Source organism: Prosthecobacter sp. (assembly GCF_049294395.1).
Lineage (GTDB): Bacteria > Verrucomicrobiota > Verrucomicrobiia > Verrucomicrobiales > Verrucomicrobiaceae > Prosthecobacter.
On the sequence record NZ_JBAQCR010000433.1, the window covers coordinates 1 to 11,084 of the forward strand.

Below are 11,084 nucleotides of genomic sequence, written 5' to 3' on the forward strand. Positions count from 1 at the left end.
CACCTGCTCCCGCCGCTGCCAAGCCACCGGCCCCCAAACCCGTGGCCATTTTCCCTGACAAGGCGCTCGAAGCCGCCGTGAGAAAGCTGGTCTTTGCCAAGCGCGACAATCAGGAAGTGATCACTGCGGAAGATGTGGCGACTGTCTCCATCATTGAAGGCAAGAAAGCAGGCATCAAGGACCTGACCGGCCTCGAAAAATGCAAATCCCTGGCATCCCTGACTCTGCCGGAGAATCAGATCACCAACCTCGCGCCGATCAAAGGCCTGGAGCGCCTGCAATTTCTCGATGTCTCCAACAACCAGATCAGCGACATCGCCCCGCTGGCCGAGTGCAAGGCGCTGCAATACATCGAGCTCACCGGCAACAAGGTGACGGACGTTTCCGCGCTCGGTGGCATTCAATCCCTGACTTCCCTCTACCTCGCGAACAACCAGATCAAAGACGCCACGGCGTTGTTCAAGCTGCCCAAGGTGTGGACGCTGTATCTCGAAGGCAATCAGGTGAGCAACATCGCCGGCATCGGTGGCATGAAGTGGCTTTCCATGCTCTCCCTCAAAGGCAATGGCGTGAAGGACATCTCGCCTCTGGAGCCCCTGACGGAGTTGCAGTTCCTCTTTCTCGAAAACAACCAGATCACCGACCTCACGCCCCTGCACCGCATGTGGAAAAAAGACAACGACGGCCCGCGTGAATGGGCGCCGTACTGCCAGATTTTCATCGACGGGAATGCCATCGACGATGCTTCCAAAAAACTCGTGGATGAAATGAAGAAGGCCGGCGCACGCATCACGCCCTGAGGTGCCGCCCGCCATGCAAAGTGCTTGCCGTAACAGATGGGTGCGGCTTAGCATGTGGCATGAAAGTGTTGCTTCGCGCTATTACCTTCAGTTTGCTGCTCACTGGAGCGCAGTCTGCCGACCCGCCGCGGCAATGGACTTCCAGCGATGGCAAATCGAAGTTCATGGGCAACCTTGTCGAGTTCTCCGACAAGGAGGTCAAAATCCGCCGCAGCACCGACTTCAACCAGTACCGGCTGGCCTTGGACAAGCTCTCCAAGGAAGATCAGGACTACATCCGCAGCCTGCTGCGCGAGAAACGCCGTGATGCAGGCCTGAAGGAGGGGGCCTACGCCGAGAAGGTCACCGGGCAGTTTGTGAAAGGCGTTTCCAAGCAGGGCCTGAACTACCAGCTCTGGGGCAGCCCCTCATTGGATGGCACCAAGCGCTACCCCCTCGTCATCTGGCTTCATGGCTCCGGCCAGAGCGGCACCGACAACGAATCGCAGCTGGGTGGTGCACCGAAAATCTGGACCAATGCTGAGAATCTGGCCAGGCAGCCCTGCTTTCTGCTGTCCCCGCAATGCCCCTCCGCCGACATCGGCTGGAAGAACCAAGTGGCGGACAACCTGCTCGCGCTCATCGCCGATCTTACCGAACACCTCCCCATCGACGCAGACCGTCTTTATCTCACGGGGTCCTCCATGGGCGGTTTTGGCACATTCAGCATCGCGGCGAAGTATCCGGGGGTCTTTGCTGCGTGCGTCCCGCTCTGCGGCGGGGGCGATGTCAAAAACGCGGAGATTTTGAAACCCATCCCCTTTTGGGTCTTCCATGGCGACAAGGATGACATGGTGCCCGTCGAGCGTTCACGCGCCATTGTGGCAGCTGTGAAGCAAGCGGGTGGCGAACGAATGAATTACACTGAACTGGAAGGGGCCGGCCACGGCATCACGGGCGTCGTATATCCTCGTGCCGATATGCATGAATGGTTGTTTCAGCAGAAAAAGCAGGCCATGTCAGCCCCTTAAATCCGCCCACCTCGAAAGCGATGCTCCACCACCACCACTCCGCCACCTGCCAGCATCATGATGCAGATTCTGCACGCGAACTGGCGGCCACGATGATGGAACGCGCACGTGAAGCCGGCCTGCGGCGCACCAAGGCGCTGGAAAATGTCCTTTCCATCCTCGTCCATTCCCATCAGCCACTGTCACTGGCGGACATCGCAGAGTCCCCCGATCTCACCAGCAGCGCAGACAAAGCCACGGTTTACCGGGTGCTGGTCAAGCTGGAGGAGCTGGGGCTCATCCGGCGGCTGGGCCTGCATGATCGCAGCGCGTATTACACCCTCCTGCAGCCCGGTCATCATGACGATTACCTCATCTGCACCCAATGCGGCCGCATCCAGCGGCTGGACATCGCGTGCCCGGTGGAAGCCCTGGAGAAGCAGATCGAAAAAGAATCTGGCTTTCAGAAGCTCTACCACGAGTTGGAGTTCTACGGCCTATGCCCGAAGTGTGTGGCAGGAAACTGAGAGCTCCCAAGGCAGCTTCATCAGGCAGCTCCGAGGCATAAAAATCCCGCACCGGTATCACCAGTGCGGGATCGAGATGAATGACGAATCGATTAAGGCGAGGTGGCAGCCGTCGAGATCGTGTTGGTCTGATTGGCGTTCAGCGAGCCGTTACCACCAGGAGATGGAGAACTGCCACCAGCGAGGTTGCCATCGCTGTTGGTACCTGTGGTACTCGTCTGGCTGTTGTTTCCGCCCGATCCAGTGTTGGTATTATCGGCCGTGGTGGTGGTGTTCCCGTTGGGGTCGGTCGTGGATTGGTTCACCGTCGTGGTAGTGTTACCGTTTGCATCCTTGCTCTCGGTGATGGTCGTGGTGGTTGTATTTCCAGAGGAGTCCGTGGTCGTGGAAGTACTGGTAGTCACCACCGTACCATTGGATTGCGTTGTTACGGTCACCGTTGAGGTGCCTGTAGTCGTAGTCGTGCTGACAGGCGTCGCGCCTGGCGCAGAGGGATCCACTCCTGGCGCATACGTCGCGGTCGTGACTGTGGTCGTGTCACCGCTCTTGGCTTCGCCCTGAGCCACCATCTGGCCGGCATTTTCAGGAGTGATTTCGCTTGTGGAAGCACCTGCACCATGAGCATCTCCAACGGTCACAGTAATCACTGTTTTGGAGCCATCTGCATTGGTGATGGTGATTGTGTTGGTCGTCACAATGTTGATGACATTACCTTCAGCAGAGCCTGTGCATTGGAAATCCGGCGGGTTGAACTCCGGCTCCCAGCGCAGTGCCAAGTAGCGTGTTTTGACTGCCTTGGCAGGCTTAGCTTTGAGGGTTCCTGTGCCACGAGTGTCCTCAGCCACCGCCACTGGAGCAATGTTGCCAAAATCACTTGGGTCAAAGGCCATGCGACCGCGCCAGTCTTCTTTTTCCGGCAGATTGTCGAAGGCGAACACTTCGAAGCGCACTGGACGTGGCGAGTGAACGGAGGCGAACTCATTCAGAATACGCAGCTGGCCGAAGTCATAGATGATGGTACGATACTTTTCATCGGACTCGGGGAAGGCGAACTTGTTGTAGGTGATGGCGGTATCGAGACCGTTGGCAGGTCTCGGAGCTGCGTAAACGACGCGAGCACCACCCAGACCGTTGATCAGATCCGCTGGCTTGCCACCCTTGCCATCAGCAGACTGCTTGACGGCGTAACCCTTGTCGGTCGCAGCACCAAAAAACTGAAGGTTGCGGATGATCCCCCCTTTGGAGAGAGCCAGTTCAAGTTTGACATACTTGGCCTGCATCCCGGCAAATTTAAATTCCACCGTGCGATCAGCTGCGGAAAAGACCTTCTCTTCGAGAACCGCCCAGCCGTTTTTGTCAGCACTTGCAGAGAGCGTTGCGCGCCCTTCAATGCCGTCGTTCACAAATGAAGAGGATGAAATCAACACCGGTTTGCCGAGGTTGATCAGCAGAAAGCTTTTACCGGCGGAGACCGTCGATGACGCAGTGATGTCACTGGAAAGAATGGAATCTGCACGACCAATGCCAGACGAGCTGTCGAGCGATGCATTGCTGGCAGGACCACTGATCGCGTTTACCGGCTTTTCCTTGATGATCGGAATACGCGACCATTTGGCATGAATGGAACCGGCAGTCAGCAGACTGCCGAGAATGACAATGGTAGAGGCGAGCTTCATGATCAGTTGATGGAAAATTGAGCGTTGAATTCGGAGTATGAAAGCCGGAAAAAATCAGCGTTCGTTTTTAAATTGTTGAATCAACTTATAGTTACACCACAAAGGCCACCCGGTGTAAACATTTTTTCTGTGTCATGAGTGACGAAATAGGACTTGATTAGTTGTATATTCCATATATTCTATAACAATGAAATGTCCGCGCTGCCAAGCAAGCGTCCACTCAGAGCAGAGCACCTGCTCTGCTTGCGGATTTTCAGCGACATTACTTCATAGTTACCTTGGAAATCAATGGGTTAGGTTGGAGCGGATCACCGATGCGGCCCACTGCCTGCGACTGGAAGACACCCGGCGCCTTGAGATCATTCTGGACGATTTTGAACGCAGCTTCCCCCAAGCCTTTTTTGCCGTCTACTTAGGCACGCTGCCCAATAATTTAAGCGTCGCAGAGTTGGGCTTCTGGCTGCTCAATCAAGGAGCGTTCAACACACACTCCGTCAGCCGTCGCAATGATTTTGGCATGGTGCTGGTCGTGGATCCCTCAGCGCAAACCGCCTGCATCACTCTGGGATATGCCATCGAAAAATGTTTCAGCCCAAAAATCATCAGCCGCATGATGCAAACCGCCGGCAGCCATCTGAGCAAAGGTGCTTTCGGGATGGCCATTGAAGCCTCGTGCATTCGCGCGGGCGAAGTGTTGCGAAAACACGCCCGTCCGATGCAATGGCAGCCCGAGGCAGCGGGAATGGCAGACTCCGTTTCTGACATTGGCCTGCAGCCTTTGAGGAGCGGGCATCGGCCCACCTCACGGCCTCTGGCTGATCTACCCGCCCCAAAACATGACCAAGCCATTTCATGATGCAATGGCTGCTGCAGCTCCCAGCGCCAAAAATCTTCCCTTAGTACTGCTGCTCACGCTGCTGTGCTTTGCTGGAAATGCGTCCGCCGATGATGGCCCGCCTGTTGAGAAGGCCGAAGATCACTCATTGCCACTGCCGCGCTGGAGTGAGCAGGAGCTTAGGAAATTCCGCGAAAGTCTGCCCGGTGGCAACAGCCCTGGAGTTCTGCCGCCCAAAAGTGGCGAGTCCGTCTCTGACATCAACGAACTCATCCATACCCCCTTGTCCAGCGGTCCCCGGCTGGATCATTTTTTCAACAACCGCGACAGCGAGCTCTCCCCTCGCCTGCAGGCCGAAGACATGCGGCTCTTTCTCCCCGAAGCCATTCTTGGACTGCCAACGCAAGGCCCGGCCAGCGCGGTGGAACTGCCTACGCCGCTCGCTTCCCTCAAGGATGTGCCCCGTGAATTTCTTGCCGCATGCGCTCAGAGCCTGCCCAAAGAATATCTCATCGACCCTGACCAGCTTGTTCCGGAGATCCAGAATCATGACATGCTGCGCCTTCTTGGATTCCATGCCCAGGATGCGCGCATCAAGTTGTATGTTTTGGTGATTGGACATGATCAAAAGCTTCCCGAAGGCGTTAACCTGGAGAAATTCGCCTCCGGCAGCCTGCTGCTATCAGATGCCTGCCTGGTGGTCTACCCCCTGGGAGAACCTTGGCGGACCCGTTTGTTTGTGAGCAGGTCCATCCACAACCAGATCTCCACGGAATTTCTCAGCGAAACGATTCAGGCATGCCTGAAAGAATCCCTTCAAACCAGCAATGTTCACGATCAGCTGCGTCGCTACACCATCCACCTTTCAACACGACTGTTCTGGCTGCAAAAAGCTCTGGCCCCTGACCCTGCTGGCAAAACGGACAAAGACCAGGCCCTGGCTGAATTCAGCTCCCAATTGAAAGTTCCCGCAGTTCCTCCTAACAGCCAGAGCCTCACCCAAGCAATGATTTGGATGTCTGGCAGTCTGCTGCTCCTCGGTCTCTGCGTCATCGTCTGCCGTCGATTTTTGCACCTTCTACAACTTAGAAAGCAACGCCGCGTCTGGATGCTTGCTGAACCTGACACGGCCCCTCGACTAGGAGGCGCTTTTACCGGCGGTGGCGGCGGCATGATCCGATATGCCTGATTTTCAACAGCTCCCAAGCTTCAATATCCCAGACACTTTCCCAACTTCAATTTGTCAAAACCAATCCTTGAATGATAATTAATAAAATTGACCATGATCATTTAATCCAATGAACCCGGACACGATCCAGTTTCAATGTGGCTTCTGCCACACGATCCTGACGGTGCCTGCTCACATGGCAGGCGTAACGGGTCCGTGCCCGAGTTGCGGACAAACGATCACTTCACCCACGCCTGCACCCGTAGAAGTGCCAGTGCCGCATTGGTCCCCTGCACCTATGGCAGCCCAAGCTGCGGCCCCCGCACCCGCCTGGCCACCAGCTCCGCAATCCCCCTTGATGGGAGAAATGCCAGGGACTGGCATGCCTGCCTCTGGTCTTAACGCAGGACTGCCTCCAAAGCGTGCTCCGGGCCAGCCACCCCTCAGCACTACGTTGAATGTTCCTGCCGGCCAGACGCCGTGGTCTTCGCCTCCGGCATCACCAGCAGCAATGCCGAATTTGGCTTCGCTCGATGTGCCTGCGGGGCTCTCGGGAAATGGACTGCCCAATCAGTCACGCTTCATTCCAGGCTCACCAGCCTTGCCGAACATGGGGCCGCTGGGTGGCTCTGGTGGAATGCCAGGAATGCTCAGCAACCTGCAAGGCTCGTCACTCCTCGGCAGAGATGTTTCCCCCGCACCCATCTCCCCAGTCACACAGCATCTCCATTCTGCAGGTGGTCCCTCGCTCAGTCTGGGTGGCCCCCTTGGTCATGAACCAGCTTCCGCGCCACACATGGCACCCGTTCCATCAGGCAGGAGCATTGCCAGCCTGAGGGCCCCACGCGGAACCAATTTCATCCGGCTCGCGTTCGCGGCCATCTTCCTTCTCGGATTTCTCGCGCTCGTCGGATTCCTCTTGAAGGATTACTTCCCTGGCCTGATCCCCAGCCTGACCGGGCATGATGTGGCTGAAGAAGCCTCCCAGGACGAGCCCGGCATCCCTACGCCGCCCATCCCCAGTCCAGATCCTGGCACATCGTCCAAGCTTTCCAATAACAACACGACAGCGGAAAAGCCTGCTCCTCTTCCTTCATCTTCTTCCGATGCCAAGGCCAAGCCGACATCACTCACGGTTGGCTTTGATCCTCAAGAACCCACGCCCGAAAAAGTGACATCCGCTACAGCGGATGAAAAGACCGCCACAGCCGTTGTACCCAGCCCCCCGTCGGCAACAGGCGCCACACCGATGGCCGCCACACCAGCCCCTCCGCCTGCAGCAGGCACCCTTCTCGAAGTGCCCGCCAAACCTGCCATGAATGCGGAGTCGCCCGGTGCCCCTGCCTCCACGCCCTCCAGTCTGGCACAATCTCACACCATCGAGGAAGATGACGTACCGGCTGCCGCCCAGCCTGCCGTGGAAGCACTCAAAAAGTTCCTCCAAGCAAAATCCCTCGAAGAGCGCCTCAAATACACGCTCGGAGCCGACATGATGAAACCCCACATGGAGCGCTATTACGCGCATGCACCTGACGGCCCCATCTTGGTGGACCGCATTCAGTTTGTGCGCATGGACCCCAATCCCGAGCTCGGTTCCGGCAAGCACTGCATCCTGAGCCTGGAAAACAAAACCTGGGAGTTTTCAGTTCCAGTCATGCTGGAGGAGAAAGAAGACGGCTTCAAAGTGGACTGGGTCGCCTTTGTGGAATTCAAGGACCGCATGCTGGAAAAATTCTTCCAGACATACATGCCCGGCAAAGCATGCTTTCATGTCGGCATCATCCGCCATCATTTCTTCGAAGACGGCGTGCCCAACGTGGATCGCAAGGATGCCTTCCGTGTCAGCCCTGCCCCGCCCAATTCCTTCCAGGCATCCGTATTCCTCGACAAAGATTCTGCCCTTGCCCAGGAATTGCGCGTCCGAATGCCGTGGGAAACTCATGTGTGGGCGGTGGTGGAACTGGAATGGAAAAAACTTGGCTCACAGCAGTGGGTGGAACTCAGCGCGGTCCCGCAGATGCACTGGTATTCCCTGCCAATGGTGCCCAAAGCCAGTGCAGCACCGCCGAAAACCGCCGGGGTGGATGAACTGCCTCCTGGCATTTCTAAAAATGGCAGCCGTGGCAAATCCATCGCCCCATCTAACAACAGCATGCCACCTCCAGGCATTCGCAAGTCCACGCCTGGCCTGCCAGACACGATCAAGCGACCGCTCATCCCCGGCGGCCGCTGAAGTGAAAAAGGACGCAGGCCCTCGACTTAGCTGACTTCCAGCTTGCCCGTGCTGTCTCCCACCTTCTCCGCAGGCACGCCGAGGCGGTCCAGCAGGGAGAGATAGAGATTCGTCATCGGAGTTTCACCCGGGAGCACCATGCGCTTGCCCGGTGTCAGAGTGCCACCGGCACGCCCTGCCAGCAGGATCGGCAGATTGTCGTGGTTATGGCGGTTGCCATCGCCAATGCCGCCGCCGAAAACGATCATGGAATTGTCCAGCAGCGTGCTGTCCCCTTCCTTCACCGATTTCATCTTGTCGAGGAAGTAGCCGAACTGACGCAGATAGAACTGGTCGATCTTCGCAATCTTGGCCAGTTTCTGCGGATCGCTCTGATGATGGGACAGCGAATGATGCGCGTCCGGCACGCCCAGCTCAGGGAAGCTGCGGTTGCTGCCGTCATGCGCGAGCATGAACGTCGAAAGGCGCGTAGTGTCGGTCTGGAAGGCGAGGACCATCAGGTCAAACATGGTGCGGATGTGCTCCTCGTAGGAATCCGGGATGCCCTCAGGGATTTTCACATCCGGCATCTGTGCGGAAAACTTCTCCGCACGCTCGATGCGCAGTTCAATATCACGCACCGAAGAAAAGTATTCGTCGAGCTTGCGGCGGTCTCCCGCATCCACCTTGCCCTGCAGGCTTTTTGCTTCGTCGAGGACGGTGTCGAGAATGCTTTTCTGCATCCGCTTGGCACGCGCCGCTTCCGGCCCTTTGCCTGCTGTGGCACCGAGGCCAAACATGCGCTCAAACACCAAGCGTGGGTCCATTTCAGGAGCCATCGGCATGGTCTCGTTCTTCCATGCCAGATTGAACTGGTAGGCGCAGGAGTAGCCGGAATCACACTTGCCCGAGCTGCGCTGCCCATCCGTGCTCAGCTCCAACGAGGGCAGTCGTGTGAGATGGCCGATCTTTTGCGCTGCGATCTGATCCACCGAGATGCCAAGATGAATGTCTGCACCCGCAGTTTTCTTCGGCATGCAGCCCGTGAGGAAAGTGGCCGTCGCACGCGCATGGTCGCCGCCGCCATTGCCATGGCTGCGGGCGAAATCCTGCATCAGTCCTGAGACCACCATGAAATCATTGCGATGCTGCTCGATCTGTTTCAGCGAAGGCGAAAGCACATAATTCGCACCTTCTCCCGTGGGCATCCATTGCTCCACATTCACACCATTGGGAATGTACATCCATGCGGCACGAATGGGCTTGGTTGCCGGTTTGGTCGCCGCAAACGCACGCGCGCCGAATGATTCCAGCAGCGGCAGTGAAATCATCGAACCCAGCCCCCGCAAAACTTGGCGGCGGCTGAGCGAATGGGCGGCGAGGGAGGTTTCGCGAAACTCGTTCATATACATTGTGATTACGCCGGAGGCGGGAAGAAACTTTCGTGCCAGACAGTAGCATACTGGACGCAACTGCCACGAAAGTAGTTGAAATTCCGCCTAGACACAGCCCGATTAAGCTTTCCCCGCCAATCCCCCTTAAAAAACATGAAGAACACCCGCCTCCTTATCCTTTCCATCGCAACCTTCGCACTCTCCGGCTTTGCCCAGGATGCCAGCGTCGCCACCATCGAACTCAAGCCGGACGCCAAGAATCCGCTGGGCTATGACAAGACCGAGCTCAGCGTCCAAGCGGGGCAGAAGGTGAAGCTCACTCTCAACAACACCGGCAGCATCGCCCCGCAGCCGCACAATTTCCTTTTGCTCAAACCCGGCAAGCTTGACGCCGTCGGCGCCCTGGCAAACGCCATGCTGGCCGATCCCCAGGGCATGGCCAAGAGCTATATCCCGGATGCAGCCAAGCCTGACATCGTGATCAACACCAAGCTCGTCATGCCCAACATGAGCGAAACCATCGAGTTCACCGCACCTGCTGAGGCCGGCGACTATCCTTACATGTGCACTTTCCCCGGCCACTGGCTCCTGATGCGCGGTGTGATGCACGTCACCAAGTAATCAAGCCACTCAGACTCCACTCAAAGCACCACCATGAAATTCCTCCTCATCCCCACGTTCATCGCCTTGATCTCGCTCACTTCCGTCGTTCGTGGCGAGGAGGGCAAGCTCGAAGTCAACGGGCTCACTTTCAAGTTCGCCACGCCTTGGGCTGAAATCCAAAGCACCGGCATGTTCCGTGCAGGAACGCTGTCTGCCAAAGTGGAGGGCGCCGAGAAGCCCGTGGAAGCCGTGTTTTACAGCTTCCCGGGCCCCGGCGGTGGTGGTGATACTGAGGCCAACGTCAAACGCTGGCTGGGGCAGTTTCAGGGCACCCCTGAGTCCAAGCGTGAGGAACTCGACGCCGGAGGCAAGAAGATCACCCTGGTGACAGCCACCGGCACCTACAATGACGGCCCTCCCATGGGTGCCAAAACACCGCGTGAGAACTACAGCCTCATCGCCGCCATTGTTCCAGCCGGAGAGTCGAACATCTTTGTGAAACTCACAGGTCCCAAGGATGCCATCGCCAAGCTGGCGGATGATTTCAAAAAAATCGTCCTCAGCCCTTTCGCCAAGTAAGCGGAGCTTGAAACAACTGGTTCGTTTTCAAAAGCGGGTGGTCCTCCACCCGCTTTTTTGTGCCCATCTGCCGGAGTCGATGCAGGAGTGCACGGTTGTTTTGACGCAAGGGGTTCAAAAAACAAAAGCGAAGTTGGCACGCGCCATGCTTGAGCTTGGATCGGAGCTAAATTCCACCCACTGACTTATGCTGAAACTCAACCACACTCGAATCTGGCGCAGCATGGCAATTGCTGCGGTAGTTGCCCTCACCACACTCGCAATCAACCCCGGCGACGCCCGAGGTCAGACTGCTGCACCG

General features: G+C 57.2%; 11 protein-coding genes. 8 read left to right on the forward strand and 3 right to left on the reverse strand.

From position 1 onward, the window contains the following. From WAW39_RS29590 to WAW39_RS29600, 3 genes are all read left to right on the forward strand, one after another. Nucleotides 1-800: leucine-rich repeat domain-containing protein (locus WAW39_RS29590; protein ID WP_422323257.1), on the forward strand; the 800-nt coding region annotated here is incomplete at its 5' end. Nucleotides 801-859: 59 nt separating this feature from the next. Then, nucleotides 860-1,810 (forward strand): prolyl oligopeptidase family serine peptidase, encoded by a 951-nt coding sequence (locus WAW39_RS29595; protein WP_422323259.1) that lies wholly within the window; start codon nt 860-862, stop codon nt 1,808-1,810. A 20-nt stretch (nt 1,811-1,830) separates the two neighbouring features. Beyond that, nucleotides 1,831-2,316: a Fur family transcriptional regulator gene (locus WAW39_RS29600; protein ID WP_422323261.1), complete on the forward strand. Its 486-nt coding sequence runs from the start codon at nt 1,831-1,833 to the stop codon at nt 2,314-2,316. A 92-nt stretch (nt 2,317-2,408) separates the two neighbouring features. On the opposite strand, the gene WAW39_RS29605 is transcribed toward WAW39_RS29600, so the two are convergent. Next, the gene (locus tag WAW39_RS29605; RefSeq protein ID WP_422323263.1) at nt 2,409-3,992 is read right to left on the reverse strand and encodes a hypothetical protein; all 1,584 of its coding nucleotides are present in this window, start codon (nt 3,990-3,992) and stop codon (nt 2,409-2,411) included. Nucleotides 3,993-4,290: 298 nt separating this feature from the next. On the opposite strand from WAW39_RS29605, the gene WAW39_RS29610 reads away from it, so the two are divergent. After that, nucleotides 4,291-4,848 carry a TPM domain-containing protein gene (locus WAW39_RS29610; protein ID WP_422323265.1) on the forward strand — a complete coding sequence of 186 codons (558 nt, stop codon included), beginning with the start codon at nt 4,291-4,293 and terminating at the stop codon, nt 4,846-4,848. Nucleotides 4,849-4,972: 124 nt separating this feature from the next. On the opposite strand, the gene WAW39_RS29615 is transcribed toward WAW39_RS29610, so the two are convergent. Continuing rightward, nucleotides 4,973-5,404 (reverse strand): hypothetical protein, encoded by a 432-nt coding sequence (locus WAW39_RS29615; RefSeq protein ID WP_422323267.1) that lies wholly within the window; start codon nt 5,402-5,404, stop codon nt 4,973-4,975. On the opposite strand from WAW39_RS29615, the gene WAW39_RS29620 reads away from it, so the two are divergent. Both WAW39_RS29620 and WAW39_RS29625 read left to right on the forward strand, forming a co-directional pair. After that, nucleotides 5,381-6,016 (forward strand): hypothetical protein, encoded by a 636-nt coding sequence (locus WAW39_RS29620; RefSeq protein WP_422323269.1) that lies wholly within the window; start codon nt 5,381-5,383, stop codon nt 6,014-6,016. The two genes, WAW39_RS29615 and WAW39_RS29620, sit on opposite strands and share 24 nt — an antisense overlap. A gap of 775 nt (nt 6,017-6,791) precedes the next feature. Continuing rightward, nucleotides 6,792-8,228, forward strand: a complete 1,437-nt coding sequence (locus tag WAW39_RS29625; protein WP_422323271.1) for a hypothetical protein — start codon at nt 6,792-6,794, stop codon at nt 8,226-8,228. A 26-nt stretch (nt 8,229-8,254) separates the two neighbouring features. Here the strand turns inward: WAW39_RS29625 and WAW39_RS29630 are convergent, their stop codons facing one another. After that, nucleotides 8,255-9,613, reverse strand: coding sequence for a DUF1552 domain-containing protein (locus WAW39_RS29630; RefSeq protein ID WP_422323273.1), 1,359 nt, complete (start codon nt 9,611-9,613; stop codon nt 8,255-8,257). Nucleotides 9,614-9,754: 141 nt separating this feature from the next. On the opposite strand from WAW39_RS29630, the gene WAW39_RS29635 reads away from it, so the two are divergent. Together WAW39_RS29635 and WAW39_RS29640 are read left to right on the forward strand one after the other, a co-directional pair. After that, complete coding sequence (locus WAW39_RS29635) at nt 9,755-10,222, forward strand: plastocyanin/azurin family copper-binding protein (protein WP_422323275.1); 468 nt, start codon at nt 9,755-9,757, stop codon at nt 10,220-10,222. Nucleotides 10,223-10,255: 33 nt separating this feature from the next. After that, nucleotides 10,256-10,783: a hypothetical protein gene (locus WAW39_RS29640; RefSeq protein WP_422323276.1), complete on the forward strand. Its 528-nt coding sequence runs from the start codon at nt 10,256-10,258 to the stop codon at nt 10,781-10,783. The last annotated feature ends 301 nt before the right edge of the window (nt 10,784-11,084 follow it).

Excerpts from the sequence above, each read along its gene's own strand:
- WAW39_RS29595 (WP_422323259.1), top strand. The coding sequence starts at position 860 with ATGAAAGTGTTGCTTCGCGCTATTACCTTCAGTTTGCTGCTCACTGGA.
- WAW39_RS29600 (WP_422323261.1), top strand. The coding sequence starts at position 1,831 with ATGCTCCACCACCACCACTCCGCCACCTGCCAGCATCATGATGCAGAT.
- WAW39_RS29605 (WP_422323263.1), bottom strand. The coding sequence starts at position 3,992 with ATGAAGCTCGCCTCTACCATTGTCATTCTCGGCAGTCTGCTGACTGCC.
- WAW39_RS29620 (WP_422323269.1), top strand. The coding sequence starts at position 5,381 with ATGCTGCGCCTTCTTGGATTCCATGCCCAGGATGCGCGCATCAAGTTG.
- WAW39_RS29615 (WP_422323267.1), bottom strand. The coding sequence starts at position 5,404 with ATGGAATCCAAGAAGGCGCAGCATGTCATGATTCTGGATCTCCGGAAC.
- WAW39_RS29625 (WP_422323271.1), top strand. The coding sequence starts at position 6,792 with ATGGCACCCGTTCCATCAGGCAGGAGCATTGCCAGCCTGAGGGCCCCA.
- WAW39_RS29630 (WP_422323273.1), bottom strand. The coding sequence starts at position 9,613 with ATGAACGAGTTTCGCGAAACCTCCCTCGCCGCCCATTCGCTCAGCCGC.
- WAW39_RS29635 (WP_422323275.1), top strand. The coding sequence starts at position 9,755 with ATGAAGAACACCCGCCTCCTTATCCTTTCCATCGCAACCTTCGCACTC.
- WAW39_RS29640 (WP_422323276.1), top strand. The coding sequence starts at position 10,256 with ATGAAATTCCTCCTCATCCCCACGTTCATCGCCTTGATCTCGCTCACT.